Annotated in this window: 37 protein-coding genes, 5 tRNA genes, 3 rRNA genes and 1 pseudogene; 3 read left to right on the plus strand and 43 right to left on the minus strand. The window is 44.3% G+C overall.

Annotated elements, in window-relative coordinates; genetic code table 11:
* Positions 1-125 precede the first annotated feature (125 nt).
* Both AAC155_RS22075 and AAC155_RS22080 read left to right on the plus strand, forming a co-directional pair.
* Positions 126-209, plus strand: a pseudogene (locus tag AAC155_RS22075) (RNA-guided endonuclease InsQ/TnpB family protein); the annotation flags it as partial.
* A gap of 3 nt (positions 210-212) precedes the next feature.
* The gene (locus AAC155_RS22080; protein ID WP_158536620.1) at positions 213-389 is read left to right on the plus strand and encodes a hypothetical protein; all 177 of its coding nucleotides are present in this window, start codon (positions 213-215) and stop codon (positions 387-389) included.
* Between the two features lie 123 nt (positions 390-512).
* Here the strand turns inward: AAC155_RS22080 and AAC155_RS22085 are convergent, their stop codons facing one another.
* From AAC155_RS22085 to AAC155_RS22265, 37 genes are all read right to left on the minus strand, one after another.
* Complete coding sequence (locus AAC155_RS22085) at positions 513-713, minus strand: alternative ribosome-rescue factor A (protein ID WP_113044162.1); 201 nt, start codon at positions 711-713, stop codon at positions 513-515.
* A gap of 79 nt (positions 714-792) precedes the next feature.
* Positions 793-1209, minus strand: coding sequence for a Zn(2+)-responsive transcriptional regulator (gene zntR, locus AAC155_RS22090; protein ID WP_011148770.1), 417 nt, complete (start codon positions 1207-1209; stop codon positions 793-795).
* A gap of 133 nt (positions 1210-1342) precedes the next feature.
* Complete coding sequence (gene rplQ, locus AAC155_RS22095; RefSeq protein ID WP_113044163.1) at positions 1343-1735, minus strand: 50S ribosomal protein L17; 393 nt, start codon at positions 1733-1735, stop codon at positions 1343-1345.
* 40 nt (positions 1736-1775) lie between these two features.
* On the minus strand, positions 1776-2765 hold the full coding sequence (locus tag AAC155_RS22100) for a DNA-directed RNA polymerase subunit alpha (protein WP_011148772.1): 990 nt from the start codon (positions 2763-2765) through the stop codon (positions 1776-1778).
* A 25-nt stretch (positions 2766-2790) separates the two neighbouring features.
* Positions 2791-3411, minus strand: coding sequence for a 30S ribosomal protein S4 (gene rpsD / locus AAC155_RS22105; protein ID WP_011148773.1), 621 nt, complete (start codon positions 3409-3411; stop codon positions 2791-2793).
* A gap of 37 nt (positions 3412-3448) precedes the next feature.
* A complete protein-coding gene (rpsK, locus tag AAC155_RS22110) occupies positions 3449-3838 on the minus strand; it encodes a 30S ribosomal protein S11 (protein ID WP_002919257.1) in 390 nt (129 codons plus the stop codon).
* A 15-nt stretch (positions 3839-3853) separates the two neighbouring features.
* The gene (gene rpsM, locus AAC155_RS22115; RefSeq protein ID WP_011148774.1) at positions 3854-4210 is read right to left on the minus strand and encodes a 30S ribosomal protein S13; all 357 of its coding nucleotides are present in this window, start codon (positions 4208-4210) and stop codon (positions 3854-3856) included.
* A 149-nt stretch (positions 4211-4359) separates the two neighbouring features.
* Positions 4360-4476, minus strand: a complete 117-nt coding sequence (rpmJ, locus tag AAC155_RS22120; protein WP_012768118.1) for a 50S ribosomal protein L36 — start codon at positions 4474-4476, stop codon at positions 4360-4362.
* Positions 4477-4508: 32 nt separating this feature from the next.
* Positions 4509-5840 carry a preprotein translocase subunit SecY gene (gene secY / locus AAC155_RS22125; RefSeq protein ID WP_011148775.1) on the minus strand — a complete coding sequence of 444 codons (1332 nt, stop codon included), beginning with the start codon at positions 5838-5840 and terminating at the stop codon, positions 4509-4511.
* Positions 5841-5847: 7 nt separating this feature from the next.
* Positions 5848-6282, minus strand: a complete 435-nt coding sequence (gene rplO / locus AAC155_RS22130; protein ID WP_113044164.1) for a 50S ribosomal protein L15 — start codon at positions 6280-6282, stop codon at positions 5848-5850.
* Positions 6283-6285: 3 nt separating this feature from the next.
* Complete coding sequence (rpmD, locus tag AAC155_RS22135) at positions 6286-6465, minus strand: 50S ribosomal protein L30 (protein WP_011148777.1); 180 nt, start codon at positions 6463-6465, stop codon at positions 6286-6288.
* A gap of 5 nt (positions 6466-6470) precedes the next feature.
* Entirely contained in the window at positions 6471-6971 is a 501-nt protein-coding gene (rpsE, locus tag AAC155_RS22140) for a 30S ribosomal protein S5 (RefSeq protein ID WP_011148778.1), read from the minus strand.
* Between the two features lie 14 nt (positions 6972-6985).
* On the minus strand, positions 6986-7339 hold the full coding sequence (gene rplR, locus AAC155_RS22145) for a 50S ribosomal protein L18 (RefSeq protein ID WP_011148779.1): 354 nt from the start codon (positions 7337-7339) through the stop codon (positions 6986-6988).
* A 9-nt stretch (positions 7340-7348) separates the two neighbouring features.
* Entirely contained in the window at positions 7349-7882 is a 534-nt protein-coding gene (gene rplF, locus AAC155_RS22150) for a 50S ribosomal protein L6 (RefSeq protein ID WP_112879444.1), read from the minus strand.
* A gap of 14 nt (positions 7883-7896) precedes the next feature.
* Positions 7897-8289 carry a 30S ribosomal protein S8 gene (gene rpsH / locus AAC155_RS22155; protein ID WP_113044165.1) on the minus strand — a complete coding sequence of 131 codons (393 nt, stop codon included), beginning with the start codon at positions 8287-8289 and terminating at the stop codon, positions 7897-7899.
* A gap of 33 nt (positions 8290-8322) precedes the next feature.
* Positions 8323-8628: a 30S ribosomal protein S14 gene (rpsN, locus tag AAC155_RS22160; RefSeq protein ID WP_113044166.1), complete on the minus strand. Its 306-nt coding sequence runs from the start codon at positions 8626-8628 to the stop codon at positions 8323-8325.
* 12 nt (positions 8629-8640) lie between these two features.
* Positions 8641-9180, minus strand: coding sequence for a 50S ribosomal protein L5 (gene rplE, locus AAC155_RS22165; protein WP_011148783.1), 540 nt, complete (start codon positions 9178-9180; stop codon positions 8641-8643).
* Positions 9181-9194: 14 nt separating this feature from the next.
* The gene (gene rplX / locus AAC155_RS22170; RefSeq protein WP_036781887.1) at positions 9195-9509 is read right to left on the minus strand and encodes a 50S ribosomal protein L24; all 315 of its coding nucleotides are present in this window, start codon (positions 9507-9509) and stop codon (positions 9195-9197) included.
* 10 nt (positions 9510-9519) lie between these two features.
* Positions 9520-9891: a 50S ribosomal protein L14 gene (gene rplN, locus AAC155_RS22175; protein WP_036781889.1), complete on the minus strand. Its 372-nt coding sequence runs from the start codon at positions 9889-9891 to the stop codon at positions 9520-9522.
* Between the two features lie 179 nt (positions 9892-10070).
* Positions 10071-10325 carry a 30S ribosomal protein S17 gene (gene rpsQ / locus AAC155_RS22180; RefSeq protein ID WP_011148786.1) on the minus strand — a complete coding sequence of 85 codons (255 nt, stop codon included), beginning with the start codon at positions 10323-10325 and terminating at the stop codon, positions 10071-10073.
* The gene (rpmC, locus tag AAC155_RS22185; protein ID WP_010847484.1) at positions 10325-10516 is read right to left on the minus strand and encodes a 50S ribosomal protein L29; all 192 of its coding nucleotides are present in this window, start codon (positions 10514-10516) and stop codon (positions 10325-10327) included. The genes rpsQ and rpmC overlap by 1 nt, the downstream gene beginning before the upstream one ends.
* Positions 10516-10926 carry a 50S ribosomal protein L16 gene (gene rplP, locus AAC155_RS22190; RefSeq protein ID WP_011148788.1) on the minus strand — a complete coding sequence of 137 codons (411 nt, stop codon included), beginning with the start codon at positions 10924-10926 and terminating at the stop codon, positions 10516-10518. The genes rpmC and rplP overlap by 1 nt, the downstream gene beginning before the upstream one ends.
* A gap of 12 nt (positions 10927-10938) precedes the next feature.
* Positions 10939-11640, minus strand: coding sequence for a 30S ribosomal protein S3 (gene rpsC, locus AAC155_RS22195; protein WP_112879442.1), 702 nt, complete (start codon positions 11638-11640; stop codon positions 10939-10941).
* 17 nt (positions 11641-11657) lie between these two features.
* A complete protein-coding gene (gene rplV, locus AAC155_RS22200) occupies positions 11658-11990 on the minus strand; it encodes a 50S ribosomal protein L22 (RefSeq protein WP_011148790.1) in 333 nt (110 codons plus the stop codon).
* Between the two features lie 14 nt (positions 11991-12004).
* A complete protein-coding gene (gene rpsS, locus AAC155_RS22205) occupies positions 12005-12283 on the minus strand; it encodes a 30S ribosomal protein S19 (protein ID WP_011148791.1) in 279 nt (92 codons plus the stop codon).
* 14 nt (positions 12284-12297) lie between these two features.
* Positions 12298-13122 (minus strand): 50S ribosomal protein L2, encoded by an 825-nt coding sequence (rplB, locus tag AAC155_RS22210; protein ID WP_112879441.1) that lies wholly within the window; start codon positions 13120-13122, stop codon positions 12298-12300.
* A gap of 19 nt (positions 13123-13141) precedes the next feature.
* Positions 13142-13444, minus strand: coding sequence for a 50S ribosomal protein L23 (gene rplW, locus AAC155_RS22215; protein ID WP_021322796.1), 303 nt, complete (start codon positions 13442-13444; stop codon positions 13142-13144).
* Positions 13441-14046 carry a 50S ribosomal protein L4 gene (gene rplD, locus AAC155_RS22220; protein ID WP_011148794.1) on the minus strand — a complete coding sequence of 202 codons (606 nt, stop codon included), beginning with the start codon at positions 14044-14046 and terminating at the stop codon, positions 13441-13443. Before rplD ends, rplW begins: the two co-directional genes overlap by 4 nt.
* A gap of 16 nt (positions 14047-14062) precedes the next feature.
* Positions 14063-14692 carry a 50S ribosomal protein L3 gene (rplC, locus tag AAC155_RS22225; RefSeq protein ID WP_112879440.1) on the minus strand — a complete coding sequence of 210 codons (630 nt, stop codon included), beginning with the start codon at positions 14690-14692 and terminating at the stop codon, positions 14063-14065.
* A gap of 32 nt (positions 14693-14724) precedes the next feature.
* Positions 14725-15036 (minus strand): 30S ribosomal protein S10, encoded by a 312-nt coding sequence (gene rpsJ, locus AAC155_RS22230; RefSeq protein ID WP_112879439.1) that lies wholly within the window; start codon positions 15034-15036, stop codon positions 14725-14727.
* 298 nt (positions 15037-15334) lie between these two features.
* Positions 15335-15811, minus strand: coding sequence for a bacterioferritin (gene bfr / locus AAC155_RS22235; RefSeq protein WP_112879438.1), 477 nt, complete (start codon positions 15809-15811; stop codon positions 15335-15337).
* Between the two features lie 76 nt (positions 15812-15887).
* Positions 15888-16082 carry a bacterioferritin-associated ferredoxin gene (gene bfd / locus AAC155_RS22240; protein WP_112879459.1) on the minus strand — a complete coding sequence of 65 codons (195 nt, stop codon included), beginning with the start codon at positions 16080-16082 and terminating at the stop codon, positions 15888-15890.
* A 758-nt stretch (positions 16083-16840) separates the two neighbouring features.
* Positions 16841-18025, minus strand: coding sequence for an elongation factor Tu (tuf, locus tag AAC155_RS22245; RefSeq protein ID WP_113044167.1), 1185 nt, complete (start codon positions 18023-18025; stop codon positions 16841-16843).
* A gap of 111 nt (positions 18026-18136) precedes the next feature.
* Positions 18137-18212, minus strand: a tRNA-Thr gene (locus AAC155_RS22250).
* A gap of 6 nt (positions 18213-18218) precedes the next feature.
* A tRNA-Gly gene (locus AAC155_RS22255) sits at positions 18219-18293 on the minus strand.
* 101 nt (positions 18294-18394) lie between these two features.
* Positions 18395-18479: transfer RNA gene (locus tag AAC155_RS22260), tRNA-Tyr, on the minus strand.
* A gap of 15 nt (positions 18480-18494) precedes the next feature.
* Positions 18495-18570, minus strand: a tRNA-Thr gene (locus tag AAC155_RS22265).
* 433 nt (positions 18571-19003) lie between these two features.
* Here AAC155_RS22265 and coaA point away from each other — a divergent pair.
* Positions 19004-19954: a type I pantothenate kinase gene (coaA, locus tag AAC155_RS22270; RefSeq protein WP_113044168.1), complete on the plus strand. Its 951-nt coding sequence runs from the start codon at positions 19004-19006 to the stop codon at positions 19952-19954.
* 43 nt (positions 19955-19997) lie between these two features.
* On the opposite strand, the gene birA is transcribed toward coaA, so the two are convergent.
* From birA to AAC155_RS22300, 6 genes are all read right to left on the minus strand, one after another.
* Positions 19998-20957, minus strand: a complete 960-nt coding sequence (gene birA, locus AAC155_RS22275) for a bifunctional biotin--[acetyl-CoA-carboxylase] ligase/biotin operon repressor BirA (protein ID WP_113044169.1) — start codon at positions 20955-20957, stop codon at positions 19998-20000.
* Positions 20954-21979, minus strand: a complete 1026-nt coding sequence (murB, locus tag AAC155_RS22280; RefSeq protein WP_113044170.1) for a UDP-N-acetylmuramate dehydrogenase — start codon at positions 21977-21979, stop codon at positions 20954-20956. The genes birA and murB overlap by 4 nt, the downstream gene beginning before the upstream one ends.
* 137 nt (positions 21980-22116) lie before the next feature.
* Positions 22117-22232, minus strand: a 5S ribosomal RNA gene (gene rrf, locus AAC155_RS22285).
* Positions 22233-22260: 28 nt separating this feature from the next.
* Positions 22261-22336, minus strand: a tRNA-Thr gene (locus AAC155_RS22290).
* 39 nt (positions 22337-22375) lie between these two features.
* Positions 22376-22491 (minus strand): 5S ribosomal RNA (gene rrf / locus AAC155_RS22295).
* A gap of 149 nt (positions 22492-22640) precedes the next feature.
* Positions 22641-22808: ribosomal RNA gene (locus AAC155_RS22300) — 23S ribosomal RNA — on the minus strand; the annotation flags it as partial.

The raw sequence follows: 22808 nt of genomic DNA on the forward strand, positions 1-22808 counted from the left end.
CAGCACCTTTGAATTTCAAGAACATAAAATGGTGACAGGAATGCAATCTTACCACCATGAGCTTTTGAATTTATTAGGCGCACAATATAAAGCGGTTTATTCCTGAATTAGGTGCGGAATGAAGGATAACAGCATTACAGGCGGCGGGACTCGTCGTTTCTGCCCATGGAGGCCAGCTTCAATCCGTCATAAAGACGGTGGCGGCCTGAGAAGTGGGAAGCCTCGCCGCTTTTTACGGCGGGGAGCAGTCACAAGAGTGTCATGAAGCTTTTAAATCAGTTTATGAATTTACTATGAAAGGTAATTTTGACAATTTAGCTGCTGACGTCAGCATCGATATGATTTTAAAAGAACACCGTACCATCATTCACTATTTTTCTACACAATGAAACTAATACACAGATCATTTAGTAAAAGGAAATTGAAGTTATATCAGATACTCCCAATTACCGAAACAAAATTATTATTAGAAATTCGTAGCTTACTGAAAAGTAGGAAATAGACCTATTAAACTAAAAGACCAGTAGTAAAGAATCTAATGACCCCTTACCACTGGTCTCCCAGCGACTTGCTTTGCTATGTTTTTCTTTCCTCTGGTAACTTCCTTTTCCTTTTTTATTTTTTTCAACTCGTTGTTTAAATAGTGGATCACGTAATAGAGCTTCTAGAGCATTATCCTTTATTACACCTTTCTTATGGTGATATATAATCATCATATACCTCTATCATATTAATTTATCTACAAACGTAGCGATTGTACTCTCTGAATTTTCAATAATAAAGAAAAATTACTTATTTCTTATTTAAAGCACCTTGTTCTAAAGTTTCAAGAATAGAACAATAAATACTTATATGAGAACTACCACAGCAAGCATCACTTAACATCTTAAGTGAATCACGCATTTTTCGCATTTCAAGAAGTTTTTCCTCCACTTCCATTAACCTAGAATCTACAATTTGCTTTGACTCTTCACAAGTATGATGGGCTGGATCTACACGAATAGACAATAATTCTGTAATAGCTTCCAATGTAAACCCCAATTGCTTAGCATAGCGTATAAACCGAAGGCGCTGTAAATCTTGCTCTGTATAAAGTCTATACCCTCCTTCAGTACGGTTCTGATGTTCCATCATTCCTTGTTTTTCATAGAAGCGCACAGTATCAGGAGTTACATTCGCTAATTTAGCCAGTTGACCAATACGATACATCTTTATATCTCCTACAATAGATAACATTGTTCAAGATATCAGCATAGCAGGATGAAAAAAATAAGTTAGAGATTCATATATGCAAGCGTAAAAAAACCGGGATAAACCCGGTTCTTTTATATGCCCCTACAGATTACTCCGTAGTCGCAACTTCTGTTTGAGCTTCAGTAGCACGGTCAACAAGCTCGATGTATGCCATCGGAGCATTGTCACCAGCACGGAAGCCACACTTAAGAATACGAGTGTAACCACCTGCGCGGCTCGCAAAACGCGGGCCCAGCTCATTAAACAGTTTTGCCACGATTTCGTTATCACGAGTACGGGCGAATGCCAGACGACGATTAGCTACGCTGTCGATCTTGGCAAGAGTAATCAGCGGCTCAACGACACGACGCAGTTCTTTCGCTTTAGGCAGAGTCGTCTTGATGATTTCATGACGGACCAAAGAACCTGCCATATTGCGGAACATAGCTTGGCGATGGCTGCTGTTGCGGTTCAATTGACGACCACTCTTACGATGGCGCATGACCTTATCCTTCTCAGTAAAACCTTAACCTGTGATCTAGTTATTCATCAGCAATACTTGCTGGTGGCCAGTTTTCTAAGCGCATGCCCAGAGATAAGCCACGTGAAGCCAGTACGTCTTTGATCTCTGTAAGAGATTTTTTACCCAGGTTAGGTGTCTTAAGCAACTCAACCTCGGTACGCTGTACCAAATCACCGATGTAGTGGATAGCTTCTGCCTTAAGACAGTTAGCAGAGCGGACAGTCAATTCCAGATCGTCAACAGGGCGCAGCAGGATCGGATCAAACTCTGGCTTCTCCTCTTTTACTTCTGGCTGACGTACATCACGTAAATCAACAAAAGCTTCCAGCTGTTCAGCCAAAATAGTAGCTGCACGGCGAATCGCCTCTTCAGGATCGATTGTACCGTTAGTTTCCATCTCGATAACCAACTTGTCCAAATCGGTACGTTGTTCTACACGCGCTGCTTCAACATTGTAGGCAATACGCTCTACTGGGCTATAACAAGCGTCTACTAACAAACGACCAATAGGGCGCTCATCTTCTTCCGAATGAATCCGGGCAGAAGCCGGCACATAACCTCGACCACGCTGAACTTTAATGCGCATGCTTATAGAAGCAGTTTCGTCAGTCAGGTGGCAAATTACATGTTGCGGCTTGACGATTTCGACATCTCCATCGTGGATAATGTCGGCTGCAGTCACAGGGCCAATGCCAGACTTATTCAAGGTAAGAATAACTTCATCTTTTCCCTGAACTCTTACCGCCAGCCCTTTCAGGTTGAGGAGAATCTCCAGGATATCTTCCTGTACACCTTCTTTGGTGCTGTACTCATGCAGTACACCATCAATCTCAACCTCAGTCACCGCACAACCCGGCATAGACGAAAGCAGAATACGGCGCAGTGCGTTACCAAGAGTATGGCCAAAGCCACGCTCTAATGGCTCAAGGGTCACCTTGGCGTGCGTCGAACTGACTTGCTCGATATCAACCAGGCGCGGTTTTAGAAACTCTGTCACAGAACCCTGCATTGTGTCCTCTCTTTGGTGCTAAGCTTTACTTAGAGTAAAGCTCGACGATCAGGTGTTCGTTGATGTCAGCAGACAGATCGGCACGTTCTGGAATACGTTTGAACACACCTTCCATCTTCACAGCATCAACCTCCAACCAAGTTGGTTTCTCACGCTGCTCAGCCAGCTCTAAAGCCGCCTTGATACGAGACTGCTTTTTCGATTTTTCGCGAACGCTGACTACGTCATTCGGGGATACCTGATAAGAAGCGATGTTAACAACGCGGCCATTTACCATGATAGCCTTATGGCTTACCATTTGGCGTGATTCAGCACGAGTCGCCCCGAAACCCATACGGTAAACAACGTTGTCCAGACGACCTTCCAGCAAACTCAGCAGGTTTTCACCTGTGTTGCCTTTCAGACGAGTTGCTTCTTTATAATAGTTACGGAATTGACGTTCTAGAACACCGTAAATACGACGAACTTTTTGTTTCTCACGTAACTGCACACCGTAGTCAGACAGACGCGGTTTACGTGCGCCATGCTGCCCAGGTGCTTGTTCTAATTTACACTTGGTGTCAATCGCGCGAACGCCAGACTTCAGGAATAGATCTGTACCCTCGCGACGGCTCAGCTTGAGCTTAGGACCCAAATATCTTGCCATTTTCTTTCTCCAATCGAACCTAAAAAAGTAAACGCTATTAAACGCGACGTTTTTTAGGTGGACGACAACCGTTATGAGGGATCGGAGTCACATCAGTAATGTTAGTAATGCGGAAACCTGCCGCATTTAACGCTCGAATAGTTGACTCGCGGCCAGGACCAGGTCCTTTAACCATAACTTCCAGGTTCTTAATTCCGTATTCTTTCACTGCTTCAGCACAGCGCTCTGCTGCAACCTGAGCTGCAAACGGAGTAGATTTACGAGAACCACGGAAACCGGAACCACCAGCAGTTGCCCAACCCAAGGCATTACCCTGGCGGTCAGTAATGGTCACGATGGTGTTGTTGAAAGAAGCATGGATATGAGCCACACCGTCAGAGACTTGCTTTCTTACACGCTTACGTGCACGAATAGGTGCTTTTGCCATTATACAATACCCCGATTATTTCTTGATCGGCTTACGTGGACCCTTACGGGTACGTGCGTTGGTCTTAGTACGCTGGCCACGAACAGGTAGACCACGACGGTGACGTAAACCACGATAAGTACCAAGATCCATCAGACGTTTGATGCTCAGGGTTACTTCACGACGCAAATCGCCTTCTACAACGTATTTGGCAACTTCGTCACGCAGCTTATCAATTTGCTCTTCAGACAGCTCGCTGATCTTAACATGTTCAGCAATACCCGCCGCAGCACAAATGGCTTGGGAGCGAGTTTTACCAATTCCGTAGATCGATGTTAAAGCGATTACGGTATGCTTCTGATCAGGAATGTTAATGCCTGCTATACGGGCCACTATGCACTCCTAAATTATTTATTTACCGCAACACCATTCTGAAAAGCCCGTTTTCAGGATACTCAAATAGTGTTGCTGTGATATAAAAAAGATTGGCTGGCTAATTTAGCCAGCTCAAACCGACTTTGCAAGAAAAATATGCTATTTTATTAGCCTTGGCGTTGTTTATGCTTAGGCTCTGCACTACAAATCACGCGAACGATACCGTTACGCTTAACGATTTTACAGTTACGACATAATTTCTTGACGGAAGCACGAACTTTCATTTTTACTCTCCGTAACTTCTCAAGCAAACCAATTAACGGTTATAACCTTTAAGATTTGCCTTCTTCAATGCAGACTCATACTGACTTGACATCATCAGAGTTTGCACTTGAGCCATAAAGTCCATGATGACTACAACTACAATAAGTAGCGAAGTACCGCCAAAATAAAATGGCACCTTCATCGCATCACGCATGAACTCCGGGATTAAGCAGATAAAAGTAATATACATCGCACCAACTAAAGTTAGGCGTGTCATTACCTTATCAATGTACTTGGCTGTTTGCTCTCCCGGACGAATTCCTGGTACAAATGCACCGGACTTCTTCAGGTTATCTGCTGTTTCTCTCGGGTTGAAAACCAACGCAGTATAGAAAAAACAGAAGAAGATGATTGCAGACGCGTAGAGTAACACATAAAGCGGTTGCCCAGGCTGCAAGTACATTGAAATAGTAGTCAGCCAGTTCCAACCGGTTCCTCCCCCAAACCAGGAAGCTATGGTACCAGGGAACAGAATAATGCTGGAAGCAAAAATTGCAGGGATAACCCCAGCCATATTCACTTTCAACGGTAAATGTGTGCTCTGTGCAGCATAAACTCGGCGACCCTGTTGACGTTTTGCATAGTTAACAACGATACGTCGTTGGCCACGCTCCATGAAAACAACGAAGAAAGTTACTGCAAACACTAACACTGCAACCAACAGCAACAGGAGGAAGTGCAGATCGCCTTGCCGAGCTTGCTCAATGGTATGGCCAATGGCCGGCGGCAAACCCGCAACAATACCAGCAAAGATTATGATGGAGATACCGTTTCCAATACCACGCTCAGTAATCTGCTCACCCAACCACATTAGGAACATAGTCCCAGTAACTAGGCTCACAACAGCCGTGAAGTAGAAAGCAAACCCTGGATTGATCACCAGCCCTTGCATTCCTGGCATATTCGGCAAACCAGTAGCAATACCGATTGACTGGAATATAGCCAGCACTAAAGTACCATAGCGAGTATACTGGCTAATCTTACGACGACCAGCTTCTCCTTCCTTCTTAATCTCTGCCAACGTTGGATGAACCACCGTCAACAACTGAATAATAATAGACGCAGAAATATACGGCATTATCCCCAGTGCAAAGATGGAAGCACGACTTAAAGCACCACCAGAGAACATGTTAAACATTTCAATGATGGTGCCCCTTTGCTGTTCGAGCAATTTGGCAAGCACAGTGGCATCAATACCAGGGATAGGAATAAAAGAACCAATGCGGAAAACAATTAACGCGCCAATAACAAACAACAGCCTACGTTTCAGCTCGCCTAGTCCACCTTTAGCACTTTGGAAATCTAATCCTGGTTGTTTAGCCATCTGTTACTTATTCCTCAATTTTACCGCCAGCAGCTTCAATTGCAGCACGAGCGCCCTTAGTAACACGAAGGCCACGCACAGTTACTGCATGATTGATTTCGCCAGAAAGAATAACTTTCGCAAATTCAATTTGAGTGCCAACAATGTTAGCTGCTTTCAATGCGTTCAGATCGATGATATCGCCTTCAACGGCAGCAAAATCAGACAAACGAACTTCTGCTGTAACCATCGCCTTACGTGAAGTAAAGCCAAATTTTGGCAAACGGCGGTACAAAGGCATCTGACCACCTTCAAAACCGCGACGTACGCCACCACCAGAACGAGACTTCTGACCCTTGTGACCACGGCCACCGGTTTTACCCAGGCCAGAACCAATACCACGACCTACACGTTTAGGCGCATGCTTGGAACCATCAGCCGGAGACAGAGTATTTAAGCGCATCTGTTACTCCTCAACTTTAACCATATAGGAAACCAAGTTGATCATACCACGTATAGCAGGAGTATCTTCACGCTCTACTGTATGACCGATACGGCGCAGACCTAAACCAACCAAAGTTGCCTTATGTTTAGGCAGACGGCCAATTGAACTGCGAATCTGTGTTACTTTAATAGTCTTAGCCATGGCCATTACCCCAGAATTTCTTCGACGGATTTACCACGCTTAGCTGCGACCATTTCTGGAGACTTCATGCTGTCTAAAGCATCCAGAGTTGCACGAACCACATTAATAGGGTTGGTGGAACCATAGGTTTTAGCCAGTACGTTACGAACACCAGCCACCTCCAAAACAGCACGCATAGCACCGCCTGCGATGATACCAGTACCTTCGTGAGCAGGCTGCATGAACACACGGGAACCAGTGTGTGCACCTTTTACTGGGTGATATAAAGTGCCGCTGTTCAATGCGACGGTTTTCATATTGCGACGGGCTTTTTCCATCGCTTTCTGGATTGCTGCCGGAACTTCGCGTGCTTTGCCGTAGCCAAAACCAACGCGACCATTACCATCACCTACAACAGTCAGTGCGGTAAAGCTGAAAATCCGGCCACCTTTTACGGTTTTAGATACGCGATTTACCGCAATCAGCTTTTCCTGCAGTTCGCCAGCTTGTTTTTCGATGTGAGCCATCTTACACCTCTACCTTAGAACTGAAGGCCAGCTTCACGGGCAGCATCTGCCAGTGCCTGGACTCGACCATGATATTGGAAACCAGAGCGGTCAAAGGATACATCTTTAATACCTTTTTCCAATGCACGTTCAGCAATTGCTTTGCCAACTGCTGCGGCTGCTTCTTTATTTCCAGTGTATTTCAGTTGTTCATTGATAGCTTTTTCTGTAGTAGAAGCTGCCACCAAAGTTTCAGAACCGTTTGGTGCGATAACCTGCGCATAAATATGGCGAGGGGTACGATGTACCACCAGGCGAGTTGCACCCAGTTCCTGGAGCTTGCGGCGTGCGCGGGTCGCACGACGGATACGAGCTGCTTTCTTATCCATAGTGTTACCTTACTTCTTCTTAGCCTCTTTGATACGCACGACTTCGTCGGCGTAACGAACACCTTTACCTTTATAAGGCTCAGGACGACGATAGGCACGCAGTTCTGCCGCAACCTGACCGATTACCTGTTTATCAGCACCCTTTAGTACGATTTCAGTTTGTGACGGACATTCTGCAGTAATGCCTGCTGGCAGTTCGTGGTCAACTGGATGTGAGAAGCCCAGAGACATGTTGATAACATTGCCTTTGACTGCTGCACGATAACCAACACCTACCAGTTGAAGCTTCTTAGTGAAGCCTTCGGTAACACCGATAACCATAGCATTCAGCAAAGAACGAGTTGTACCCGCCTGTGCCCAACCATCAACATAACCATCGCGTGGAGCGAAGGTCAGTTGATTATCTGCATGCTTAACTTCAACTGCGCTGTGGATTGTACGACTCAACTCGCCGTTTTTACCCTTAATCGAAATAACCTGACCGTCGAGTTTTACCTCTACGTCGGTAGGAATAACGACGGGTGCTTTTGCAACACGAGACATTCTTTCCTCCCGAATTAAGCTACGTAGCAGAGAATCTCGCCACCAAGACCAGCTTGGCGAGCTGCACGATCAGTCATTACACCTTTAGAGGTAGAAACAACAGCGATACCCAAACCAGCCATAACTTGTGGCAGCTCATCTTTTTTCTTATAGATGCGCAGACTTGGTCGGCTTACACGCTGAATACTTTCTACAACAGCCTTGCCCTGGAAGTATTTCAGTACTAATTCCAGCTCTGGCTTGGTGTCGCCTTCAATTTTATAATCTTCAATATAACCTTCTTCCTTCAGCACGTTGGCAATTGCCACTTTCAGCTTGGAGGAAGGCATGGTGACCGCAACTTTATTCGCGGCCTGACCGTTACGGATACGGGTCAGCATATCCGCGATGGGATCTTGCATGCTCATCTGTCTTTACTCCCGTGATTCAATTGGTGACAATTACCAGCTAGCCTTTTTAAGGCCCGGAATTTCACCGCGCATGGCGGCTTCACGGACTTTAATACGGCTCAACCCAAACTTCCGCAAAAACGCATGCGGACGACCAGTTTGGCGGCAGCGGTTACGCTGACGAGAAGGGCTGGAATCACGTGGCAGCGTTTGCAGCTTAAGAACAGCATCCCAACGCTCTTCATCAGATGCATTCACATCAGAAATGACAGCTTTCAATTCCACACGTTTAGTGAAGAATTTTTCAGCTAATTTCGCACGCTTTACATCACGTGCTTTCATTGATTGCTTAGCCATGAATACCCTGCCTTACTTGCGGAACGGGAAGTTAAAAGCAGCCAACAGTGCGCGGCCTTCATCATCAGATTTCGCAGTTGTGGTGATAGTAATATCCAGACCACGAACACGATCCACTTTATCGTAATCGATTTCAGGGAAGATGATTTGCTCACGTACACCCATGCTGTAATTGCCACGACCATCAAATGACTTAGCAGACAAACCACGGAAGTCACGAATACGAGGTACAGCAATAGAAATCAGGCGCTCAAGAAACTCCCACATACGTTCACCACGCAGGGTCACTTTACAGCCGATTGGATAGCCCTGACGGATTTTGAAGCCTGCAACTGATTTGCGCGCTTTGGTGATCAATGGTTTTTGACCAGAGATTGCTGCCAGATCCGCTGCTGCATTATCCAGCAGTTTCTTATCAGCAATTGCTTCACCAACACCCATGTTCAGGGTGATCTTCTCGACCCGAGGGACTTGCATGACAGAATTGTAGCCAAACTGAGTCATCAGTTTTTGGACTACCTCGTCTTTGTAGTAATCATGCAGTTTCGCCATCGTATTACTCCAAATTACTTGATAGTTTCGCTGTTAGATTTAAAGAAACGAACTTTTTTTCCGTCTTCAAATCTAAAACCTACACGGTCAGCCTTACCGGTTGCCGCATTGAAGATCGCAACGTTTGAAACCTGGATTGCAGCTTCTTTTTCAACGATGCCACCTGGCTGGTTCAGAGCCGGAACAGGCTTCTGATGCTTTTTAACCAAGTTGATACCTTCAACAATGACTTTCCCAGTAGAAAGAACCTGTTTTACTTTACCGCGCTTACCTTTATCTTTTCCAGTCAACACGATAACTTCGTCATCACGACGGATTTTCGCTGCCATTGTCCGCTCCTTAGAGTACTTCTGGTGCCAGGGAGATAATTTTCATGAACTTTTCATTACGAAGTTCACGAGTTACCGGCCCAAAAATACGCGTACCGATAACTTGCTCACTTGTGTTGTTTAACAACACGCAAGCATTGCCATCGAAGCGAATGACAGAACCGTCAGGGCGACGAACACCCTTCTTGGTGCGCACCACTACCGCTTTCAGGACATCACCTTTTTTCACTTTACCACGAGGAATTGCTTCCTTGATGGTGACTTTTATGATGTCGCCGACGTGTGCATAGCGACGGTGCGAGCCACCCAGAACCTTGATACACATTACGCGACGTGCACCGGAGTTGTCGGCCACGTTCAGCATAGTCTGTTCTTGGATCATTTTAGTGCTCCGCTAAATGTCAACTACTACTGAGCCCACTTCACTACTATAATTTAATATGAAGAGGCCGTTCAGATACCCCATATCACGAGGGCGCGGCATTATAACACCACATCTCAGATATAGATAGAAAAAATAAACGGCCCATAGCCTGAGCCGTTTACTCTATTCGAGCCAGCTTACAGAATCGCTTTCTCTACAACGCGAACTAAAGTCCAAGATTTAGTTTTGGACAGTGGACGGGTTTCGCGGATTTCCACCACATCACCAATGCCACATTCATTGTTCTCGTCATGTACATGCAGTTTAGTCGTACGTTTGATGAATTTACCATACAGAGGGTGTTTCACCTTACGCTCAATAGCAACAACAATAGATTTCTCCATTTTGTCACTTACAACACGACCTTGCAAAGTACGGATTTTATCGGTCATTACGCACCCGCCTTCTCAGTCAGTAAAGTCTTAACGCGTGCGATATTACGACGCACTTGTTTCAACAGATGAGACTGTTGTAGCTGGCCACTTGCAGCCTGCATGCGCAGGTTAAATTGTTCACGCAGCAAATTCAGCAGCTCAGTGTTCAGCTCTTCAACGCTTTTTTCGCGCAGCTCTTGTGCTTTCATTACATCACCGTCTTAGTTACAAAGGTGGTCTTGATAGGCAGTTTCGCTGCTGCCAGCTTGAATGCTTCACGAGCCAGCTCTTCAGGCACACCGTCCATTTCATAAAGGACTTTACCAGGCTGGATCAAGGCAACCCAATATTCTACGTTACCTTTACCTTTACCCATACGCACTTCGAGTGGCTTTTCAGTGATAGGTTTGTCTGGAAATACACGTATCCAGATTTTACCTTGACGTTTAATTGCACGGGTCATAGCACGACGCGCCGCTTCAATCTGACGTGCCGTCAGACGGCCACGGCCCACAGCTTTCAGACCGAAAGTGCCGAAGCTAACATCCGCACCTGCTGCCAGGCCACGGTTACGGCCTTTGTGCATTTTACGGAATTTCGTACGCTTTGGTTGTAACATCAGCGACTCTCCTTACTTGCGGCCTTTACGCTGCTGCTTTTTAGGTTGTGCAGCCGGTTTTTCCGCCTGTTCAACAGCAGCCATACCACCCAAGATCTCACCTTTGAAGATCCATACCTTAACGCCGAGTACACCATAAGTGGTGTGCGCTTCTGAAGTGTTGTAGTCGATATCTGCACGCAGTGTGTGCAACGGTACACGACCTTCACGATACCATTCAGTACGCGCGATTTCAGCACCGCCTAAACGGCCACTGACTTCCACTTTAATGCCTTTAGCGCCTAGACGCATCGCATTCTGGACTGCACGCTTCATAGCACGACGGAACATAACACGACGTTCCAGCTGTGAAGTAATACTGTCAGCAACCAGTTTCGCGTCCAGTTCAGGCTTACGCACTTCAGAGATATTAATTTGCGCAGGAACACCAGCGATTTCCGCTACAGTTTTACGCAGTTTTTCTACGTCTTCACCTTTCTTACCGATTACGATACCTGGGCGAGCAGTGTGAATAGTTACACGAATACTTTTAGCAGGACGTTCAATAACAATGCGTGAAATAGACGCTTTTGCCAGTTCTTTCTTCAAGTACTGGCGAACTTTAAAATCGCTGTCTAGGTTGTCAGCGAATTCTTTAGTATTCGCATACCAAGTAGAGTTCCAAGGTTTGACAATACCCAGGCGAATACCATTAGGATGTACTTTCTGACCCATTGCTAGTCTCCAGAGTCTCAGCGATCGGACACAACCACAGTAATGTGGCTGCTGCGCTTCAGGATGCGATCTGCACGACCTTTTGCACGAGGCATAATACGCTTCATGGTCGGGCCTTCGTCTACGAAAATCTTCGTGACCTTCAGATCATCAATGTCAGCACCATCGTTGTGTTCTGCATTAGCAATAGCAGACTCAAGTACTTTCTTCACTAAACCAGCAGCTTTCTTATTGGTATAGGTCAGAGTTTCCAGAGCTTGCGACACTTTCTTACCGCGAATCAGGTCAGCTACAAGGCGAACCTTCTGAGCAGAAGAACGAGCGTGGCGATGTTTAGCGATAGTTTCCATCTCTTCCTCCTACCTTAGCGCTTTTTAGCCTTTTTATCGGCCGCATGGCCGCGATAAGTACGGGTCGGCGCGAATTCACCTAGTTTATGACCAACCATTTCGTCGGAAACAAAAACTGGTACATGCTGACGACCATTATGGACAGCGATGGTCAAACCGATCATGTTAGGAAAGATCGTTGAACGACGGGACCAAGTCTTAATAGGCTTTTTGTCTCCGCTTTCCACCGCTTTCTCTACCTTCTTCAGCAAGTGCAGGTCAATAAATGGACCTTTCTTGAGAGAACGTGGCATGGTTTATCCTCTAATTATTTTTTAGTACGGCGACGTACGATGAACTGATCAGTACGTTTATTACTACGGGTCTTCTTACCTTTAGTTTGAACACCCCAAGGAGTTACAGGATGTTTACCAAAGTTACGACCTTCACCACCACCATGTGGGTGATCTACCGGGTTCATCGCCGTACCACGAACGGTAGGACGAATACCACGCCAGCGACTTGCACCAGCTTTACCCAGAACACGTAGCATATGTTCTGCATTACCAACCTCACCTAAAGTGGCGCGGCAGTCAGACAGAACTTTACGCATTTCACCAGAGCGCAGACGCAAAGTTACATAAGAACCATCACGGGCAACGATCTGAACGTATGCACCAGCGGAACGAGCCAACTGACCACCTTTACCCGGTTTCATTTCTACGTTATGTACGGTAGAACCAACAGGGATATTGCGCATTGGCAATGCGTTACCAGTTTTGATAGCTGCGTCAACACCAGATTGAATCTGATCACCAGCTTTCAGCCCTTTAGGTGCAAGGATATAACGACGTTCACCATCTTTATACAAAACCAAGGCGATATTTGCTGAACGATTTGGATCATATTCCAAGCGCTCAACTACAGCAGGGATACCATCTTTATTACGTTTAAAGTCAATCAAACGATAGTGCTGCTTGTGGCCACCACCAATGTGACGAGTGGTAATACGGCCATTGTTGTTACGACCACCGGTTTTGCTGCTTTTTTCCAGCAATGGAGCATAAGGTTTACCCTTATGCAGCTCAGGGTTAACCACTTTAACAACGTGGCGACGGCCCGGAGACGTAGGTTTACATTTAACAATTGCCATTGTTCTTTACTCCTCCGACTTACTCTGCACCACCGATGAAGTCCATATTCTGGCCTTCCTTCAGTGTGACGTAAGCTTTTTTCCAGTCGCTACGACGACCAATACGCTGACCGTGGCGTTTAGTTTTACCTTTTACCAGCAAAGTGTTAACACCTTCAACTTCGACTTCAAACAGTTTCTGCACAGCAGCTTTGATTTCTGCTTTAGTCGCGTCTTTCGCAACTTTGAGAACGATGGTGTTGCTTTTCTCCATCGCTGTAGAAGCTTTTTCAGATACGTGCGGTGCGCGCAGTACTTTCAGCAGACGTTCTTCACGGATCATGCCAGCATCTCCTCAACTTGCTTCACAGCATCAGCAGTCATAACCACTTTATCGAAGGCGATCAAGCTCACTGGATCAATACCAGCTACATCACGAACATCAACCTTGTACAGGTTGCGAGCTGCTAAGAACAAATTCTCATCAACTTCATTAGTGATAATCAGCACATCTTCCAGCGCCATCTCTTTCAGTTTCTGAACCAGAAGCTTAGTCTTAGGAGCTTCTACAGAAAACTTCTCGACAACGATCAAACGATCTTGACGTACCAATTCAGACAGGATGCTTTTTAAAGCACCACGGTACATTTTCTTATTAACTTTTTGACTGTGGTCCTGTGGCTTAGCTGCGAAAGTTACGCCACCAGAGCGCCAAATTGGGCTCTTAATAGAACCAGAGCGTGCACGGCCAGTGCCTTTCTGACGCCATGGTTTTTTACCTGAACCAGAAACTTCAGCACGGGTTTTCTGAGCACGAGTACCTTGACGTGCACCAGCTGCGTAAGCAACAACTACTTGATGCACAAGCGCTTCATTGAAATCACGCCCGAAGGTAGTTTCGGAAACAGTCAGCGCGCCTTGCGCGTCTTTCATTACCAATTCCATTCCTATCTCCTTGACGTTACGCCTTGACAGCCGGTTTTACGATCAGGTTGCCGCCAGTTGAACCTGGAACAGCACCTTTGACCAGCAGCAGGTTGCGCTCAGCGTCAACACGTACTACATCCAGGCTTTGAACAGTTACGCGTTCATTACCCAGCTGGCCTGCCATTTTCTTGCCTTTAAATACCTTGCCCGGAGTTTGGTTCTGACCGATAGAACCCGGAACACGATGAGACAAAGAGTTACCGTGGCTAGCATCTTGGGTACGGAAGTTCCAGCGCTTAACAGTACCAGCAAAACCTTTACCTTTAGATGTACCAGTAACGTCGACTTTCTTAACGTCAGCGAAAATCTCAACGCTAATGCTTTGACCTACAGCATATTCTTCGCCTTCAGACAGACGGAATTCACGCAGGATACGGCCAGCTTCAACGCCAGCTTTAGCGAAATGACCTGCTTCAGGTTTGTTTACACGGTTAGCTTTTTTGCTACCAGTAGTAACCTGAATTGCACGATAACCATCGTTATCCAGATCTTTAACCTGAGTAACACGGTTATCTTCAATTTCGATAACAGTTACAGGGATCGAAACGCCATCTTCAGTGAAGATGCGAGTCATACCCACTTTTTTACCGACTAAACCAATCATTGTTTCAACCTCTTAATCGTTCAATGACCTGATTAACCCAGGCTGATCTGCACGTCTACACCGGCAGCCAGATCCAGACGCATCAGAGCATCAACGGTTTTCTCGGTTGGCTCAACGATGTCAACCAGACGCTTATGAGTGCGAATTTCGTACTGATCACGCGCATCTTTATTAACATGCGGAGAAATTAGAACGGTAAAACGCTCTTTATGAGTCGGCAGCGGGATCGGACCACGAACCTGCGCACCAGTACGCTTAGCGGTCTCGACAATTTCCGCAGTTGATTGATCGATCAAACGATGATCAAATGCTTTCAGGCGAATACGGATTCTTTGGTTCTGCATGAGACCAGAGCTCCAACTATTTTATAAACGTAAATAATCACTCCTCGATCCCATTTCGATTGATGGGAGAGTGTAATCGTTCGATATATAACCCCCATATCGGGGGTATTTTAAATGGGCAGCAAAAAAAACACTGCGCATTTACTGGCTAACAAACCAGACTTACACGTAAGTAAGACCGCATATTATACGCAAATCAATTAACAAAGCAAGATGCAGATCTGTCCGGAGTAAAATTAAAGGGGCATGAAACAAAATGCCCTAACTTAGCAGATAGGGCATTTTTCCGTAACTATAACTATTCTCCTTCAAGAATCTGTGCTTGAGTGTAATTTTGAATCCCCATACGTTCAATTAATTCAAATTGAGTTTCCAGCCAATCAATATGCTTTTCTTCTTCATCTAGAATATCGATCATTAAATCACGGCTAACATAGTCATGAATCGAATCAGCATAAGCAATCGCTTCTTTCAAATCTTTAGCTCCTTGCAATTCGAGCTGCAAGTCAGATTTGAGCATTTCTTCGATATCTTCTCCGATGTTCAGTTTCCCTAGATCCTGCAAATTAGGAATCCCTTCAAGAAAAAGGATACGTTCAATGTACCTATCGGCGTGCTTCATTTCATCGATAGATTCATGATATTCCTTATCATTAAGTCGAGTAAGACCCCAATTTTTGAACATCCGGGCGTGCAGAAAATACTGATTAATTGCAACAAGCTCATTTCCAAGAAGTTTGTTCAAATGAACAATCATTTTTTTATCACCTTTCATAGTTTACCCCTCCGCTTCCAGTACTTAAAGTGTAGTACCTATTCAGCAGAGTAGTAGTAAACTTACTTCTTTTTTATCAAGCAACGTTACCTATCTTGGGTAGCTGTGCAATCTCCTCATTAATTAGCTCTCTAGCTTGGCGTATGCATTTGCCACAATCACGGCCTACAGGCACAATACGTTTTAGTTCTTTAATAGAATGAATATGATGTTGACGCACCGCATTACGTATTGTTTTGTCACTCACCGCATTACATAGGCAGACATACATAAATAACACTCTCTGGTACACATTATAGCGCATATTAAATAATAATGAGTCTCATTTCAATAATCATTCGCATTTTAATTTTCTGATTCAGCTTCTTCCAAATATTCTTTTAGCCTTGTCAAATAGAGGTAGTTCTCTCATTTCTATAACACTTTGGCTAGGAAGGCTTTTATCTCTATCAGGAACTTTCTTAAACTTATTCCATCTAAAACTATCTCCTACATCAGCAATTTGTTCCAGAACTGATAGCTAGACAGAACAACCCGCTTAAGATATTACGGGATATAGAATTCACATACTTAGTTGTACGAAAACGAACATGCTATGCCGTAATCTTTTCAGGGGTAACCCCTCTTTCTGTTAGAACATACCGACAGAGGCAGAACAAGAATGGGCTAGATATTACTACCTGTATGTAAAAGAAAATATGACTTATCTAAATCTGAAGACAAATACTTATTTGGAAAAATCATGAGTTATCACTAACGTATTCTATAGATGAATGATGTATATATACTCTAAGAATATCCTGATAAAACAGCTAAATGACGCTTCCAGGAACAAACGATCAAAATCAAAAATTTAAAACACGAAGAGTCAACCCAACGGGGTGGTTCATACAGAGAATTTAAGGAAGGATTATATCAATTAAAATACTCACTAACAGACACCTAATGTAGCACACCAGGCGTCTGTTCTAAAACAAGACAAAATGCAAACTTATTCTAGAGTTAGGTACTTAATTATATTATTAGCTATTAAGCGATAACTTTAGCAACAACACCAGCACCTACTGTACGGCCACCTTCACGGATAGCGAAGCGCAGACCCTGGTCCATTGCGATTGGAGCAATCAGGGTAACTTTCATCTGAATGTTATCACCTGGCATCACCATTTCCACGCCTTCTGGCAGTTCAATGGTACCGGTCACGTCAGTTGTACGGAAGTAGAACTGTGGACGGTAGCCTTTGAAGAATGGCGTATGACGGCCACCTTCGTCTTTGCTCAGAATATAAACTTCTGATTCGAAAGTGGTGTGTGGCTTGATTGAACCGGGTCTCGCCAGTACCTGACCACGTTCGATTTCGTCACGCTTGGTACCGCGCAGCAGAACACCGACGTTCTCACCTGCACGGCCTTCGTCCAGCAGTTTGCGGAACATTTCTACGCCAGTACAAGTAGTTTTAGTCGTTTCTTTGATACCCACGATTTCAACTTCTTCACTCACTTTAACCACACCGCGCTCTACACGACCAGTTACCACGGTACCACGGCCTGAAATAGAGAATACGTCTTCGATTGGCAGCAGGAATGGCTGGTTGATTGCACGCTCTGGTTCTGGAATGTAGCTGTCCAGGGCATCGGCCAGTTCAATGATCTTCGCTTCCCACTCTGCATCACCTTCCAGCGCTTTCAGAGCAGAACCACGGATAACTGGCGTGTCATCGCCTGGGAAATCGTACTGAGACAGCAACTCACGCACTTCCATCTCAACCAGTTCCAGCAGCTCTTCGTCGTCTACCATGTCACATTTGTTCAGGAACACGATGATGTAAGGAACGCCTACCTGACGACCTAACAGAATGTGCTCACGCGTCTGTGGCATTGGACCGTCAGTCGCGGCAACTACCAAGACTGCGCCGTCCATCTGAGCCGCACCGGTGATCATGTTTTTCACATAGTCGGCGTGGCCTGGGCAGTCAACGTGCGCATAGTGGCGGCCTGGGGTATCGTATTCTACGTGAGAAGTAGAGATGGTGATACCACGTGCTTTTTCTTCTGGTGCATTATCGATTTGATCGAATGCACGAGCGTTACCACCGTAGGTTTTAGCCAATACAGTAGTGATAGCAGCAGTCAGGGTAGTTTTACCGTGGTCAACGTGGCCGATAGTACCAACGTTAACGTGCGGTTTTGTACGTTCAAACTTTTCTTTAGACATTAAATTGTCCCTCTAAGACACGGAATCGGTGGTTCCACCACATCAACCAAGCAATTGCTCGTTGAATATCGCTTACAGGAATAAAATCGGGAGACAAGGACATTAAGGAAGTGGTGCTGATAGGCAGATTCGAACTGCCGACCTCACCCTTACCAAGGGTGTGCTCTACCAACTGAGCTATATCAGCACATCTTGGAGCGGGCAGCGGGAATCGAACCCGCATCATCAGCTTGGAAGGCTGAGGTAATAGCCATTATACGATGCCCGCATTGAACTCGGCTACCTGACTTTAATCAGCTGTATGTTGATCTCAATATACTTTGCTTTCAGTTAAGTACCAAAAGAATATCAAGATTAAATCTGATTTCTTGGTGGTGGGGGAAGGATTCGAACCTTCGAAGTCTGTGACGGCAGATTTACAGTCTGCTCCCTTTGGCCGCTCGGGAACCCCACCTTTCCAAATTTTTAATGGTGCCGGCACCAAGAATCGAACTCGGGACCTACTGATTACAAGTCAGTTGCTCTACCAACTGAGCTATGCCGGCATCAAGTGCTGCGCATTCTAGGCAGTGTGAACGCTCTATGCAACAAAAAAATTGCTTTCCTTGATCATTCGGTTATAAAACACTCACCTCCATTCGATTAGCTGTTTTTTTCAATAATTTTAGCTTAAAAAATAAACACCCAATTACCTACCAACTAAGGAACCGATTACAAGTGCTCGATAAAACTTGATAGGACACTTCACCTTGAATCATTTAAATTTCTATCGTGATAAGCAAACAGCTGAAACTAACATTAAGAAGTAAAACAACTCAATTTTTTACAATTCTGCATTTCTTACAAAAAAAACCGCTAAAAATATAAAAAAGCCTACGCCTGCCGCTCATCAGTCGATATCATGCGATTTATTTTTTGTCGGGTACAGGTTGTTTATTGCAACTTGTCAAACCTGCACAAACAGGCAGATGTTGGTTTATGAATAAAAAAGAACTTTTTTTGGCTACTCCATATTTGCAATTCAATCGTGAACAATGGGCAACCTTACGTGATTCAGTTCCACTGACATTAACAAAAGAAGAATTAATTGATTTAAAAGGAATTAATGAAGAAATTTCTTTAGAAGAAGTTGTTGAGATTTACCTTCCTTTATCTCGCTTGCTCAATTTTTATATTAGTTCAAATTTACGTCGTCAAGCAGTGCTCGAACAATTTCTAGGTACTGATGGACAAAAAGTCCCTTATATCATAGGAATTGCTGGCAGTGTTGCTGTTGGTAAAAGCACTACAGCACGTCTATTACAAGCTCTGCTGAGTCGTTGGCCTGAACACAGAAGCGTAGAATTAATTACTACAGATGGTTTTCTACATTCTAACAGCGTGCTGAATGAACGTGGACTGATGAAAAAGAAAGGGTTCCCACAATCATATGATATGCATAGCTTAGTGAAATTTGTATCTGATATTAAATCGGGCTCTAAACAAGTATCCGCACCAGTATACTCTCATCTTACCTATGATATCGTACCAAATGAGCAAAAATTCATTAAACAACCAGACATTTTAATTCTAGAGGGTTTGAATGTATTACAAAGCGGTATGGATTATCCCCATGATCCACACCATGTATTTGTCTCTGATTTTGTCGACTTTTCTATCTACGTCGATGCACCAGAAAAATTACTCAAAAGTTGGTATATCAGTCGTTTCTTAAAATTCCGCCAAGGTGCCTTTTCCGATCCAGATTCTTATTTCCACAGTTACTCCAAACTATCAGAAGAAGAAGCCATAAATACTGCATCTGATATCTGGCAAGAGATCAATGGACTGAATTTGCGACAAAATATTTTACCAACTCGAGAACGCGCAAGCCTAATCATGACAAAAGGTATTAATCACACTATTGAAAGCGTAAGGCTACGTAAGTAAAGATAGTCTCCGAACCCGGAAGACATTTCTCTTCCGGTCATTTTCAACGACCTCTTAAAGAAATCTCCCCGCCGATATATGGGGTTATGACACCATTCTGATCAAGTAACAAAGCACCTTGCTGATTAATACCCCTGGCTATACCATACACTTCCTGACTACCAATAATTAATTTCACCGGCCTATCCATAAAATTATCTAACTCAAACCACCGAGAAACAAATGAAGACAAACCTTCATTTTCAAACTGAATTAGAGCTTTCCTTAGATCAAGTATTATTTCTACAGCCAATTTATTACGATCAACTTGAATTCCTGCCTGCAACAAATTAATCCATTGCTGATTAATAGGTTCTTCGTCCTTATGGTCCATCGAAATATTTATACCCGCACCTATTACAACCTGAGCAGCATCACCAGTATTTCCTATTAGTTCAACTAAGATTCCCGCTAATTTCTTATCATCAAGATATAAATCATTTGGCCATTTTACCCTAATTCTATCAGCGCCAAATCGATGCAATACTTCAGCAATAACAATGCCAACAACCAAACTTAATCCAATTGCAGCAGCAGGTCCTTGCTCAAGGTGCCAATACATAGATAAATAAAGATTTTTACCAAAGGGAGAAACCCATTTCCTTCCACGCCGCCCTCTGCCAGCATACTGGTACTCTGCAACACAAGCATCCCCTGATTTCAATTCAGATAAACGTTCAAGCAAATACTGATTAGTCGAATCAATAACTGGCAAAACAGTTATACGATCCTGAGGTAAGTATTGCAAAATAGTAGACTCATCAAGTAGCTGCATAGGTGCCATAAGGCTATAACCCTTGCCAGGAGTTGTTTCTAGTTCAATTCCCCATTCACGAATTGTCTGTATATGTTTATTAATTCCAGCCCTACTCATCCCTAAATATTGTCCCAACTGTTGACCAGAATGAACTTCACCGTCAGACAAAATCTTAATCAACTGTAATGGCACGGTTATATCTTTCATGAAATACATTCCACAGCATCAATTTCGCCTTTAGAACCAATAAAACGAACCTCAGGTTCAAGTAATACACCAAACTTACTTATCACTTGCCTGCGAATGTAAGCAGCCAATAAGACTACATCCTTACCTGTAGCATTTTCCTGATTTATCAATACTAGAGCTTGTCTAAGATGCACAGATGCACCTCCAATGCGATAACCTTTTAAATTACAACGTTCAATGAGCCAAGCTGCCGCCAATTTAAACATCCCATTCGTGTAAAGATATTGGGGACTATCAGGGTAATTTTCTTTAATTTTTGCCGCAACTTCCACACTGACAATTGGGTTTTTGAAGAAACTCCCCGCGTTTCCTGTTATTGCAGGATCAGGCAATTTACTGGTGCGCATTGCACATACTGAATCAAAAATCTGCTGAGGAGTTACATTATCTTTCGACAGCCTAGTTAAATCACCGTAGTTCAATATTGGCTGCCAATTCTTCTTCAACAATAATCCTACAGAAATAATAGAATAATTTGCTTTATATTTATGCTTGAAAACACTATCCCGATATCTAAACTGACATTCACCAACACTAAGACGCGTTTGCTCCCCAGTTTCTAGATTAAGAACATCTACATATTCACACACATCTCTAAATTCAATACCATATGCACCAATATTTTGAATTGGTGCTGCACCAGAGCAACCAGGAATTAAAGCCAAATTCTCTAATCCATAGATTTGATTTTTAAGAGAATGACAGACTAATTCGTGCCAATTTTCTCCCGCCCCTACATGTAAATGCCATGATTCATCTGTCTCCCGCTGTTGAATCCCCATAATTCTATTCAGAATCACAGTTCCTTCAAAATTCGCAGTAAATAAGACATTACTTCCTCCACCAAGCAGTAATACAGGTTGTTTTTCGCTTTTGGCTTTCTGCCATAAAGCTAATAAAGACTCGGCAGATTCAGCTATATCTAAACGTTTAGCATAGGCTGATAACCCAAAGGTATTAAACTCTTTAAGAGAAAGCATTCACTCAACACTCAATAAAGCTATTTAATAAGTAGTTTATCAGCTATAGGCGTGGAAAACAGTTGGAAAACTAAGTTAATTCTTTGTTAAATGCAAAAAGGCCACCCCTTTGGATGGCCTTTTTGTCTCAAAATAAGGTCTGGCAGTTCCCTACTCTCACATGGGGAGACCCCACACTACCATCGGCGCTACGGCGTTTCACTGCTGAGTTCGGCATGGGGTCAGGTGGGACCACCGCGCTATTGCCGCCAGACAAATTCTTTATTCTTTATTCGTTATCATGGTGCTGATACCCAGATTCGAACTGGGGACCTCACCCTTACCAAGGGTGTGCTCTACCAACTGAGCCATATCAGCAATGGTTGCCCAAACTCACTGTTGGCGCAAAAAATTAAAGCCTGGCAGTTCCCTACTCTCACATGGGGAGACCCCACACTACCATCGGCGCTACGGCGTTTCACTGCTGAGTTCGGCATGGGGTCAGGTGGGACCGCCGCGCTATCGCCGCCAGGCATATTCGGTTTATTCCAGGCGGCGCGTCTCTTCTTCCGCAACCACCCGAATCAATCTGTTCAACAAGCTGAAAATCGTCTCTCTACTCTCTTCTGACACCCGGCTTCTGCCCGCTGTCTTCTGAGCGCCAAAACACCTTCGGTGTTGTAAGGTTAAGCCTCTCGGTTCATTAGTACTGGTCAGCTCAATGCATCGCTGCGCTTACACACCCAGCCTATCCACGTCTTCGTCTTAAACGTTCCTTCCGTGACCTCAAGTCAAGGGAAGACTCATCTCAAGGCAAGTTTCCCGCTTAGATGCTTTCAGCGGTTATCTC

It is taken from the genome of Photorhabdus sp. HUG-39, assembly GCF_963878365.1.
In the GTDB taxonomy this organism is placed as follows: Bacteria; Pseudomonadota; Gammaproteobacteria; order Enterobacterales; family Enterobacteriaceae; genus Photorhabdus; species Photorhabdus kayaii.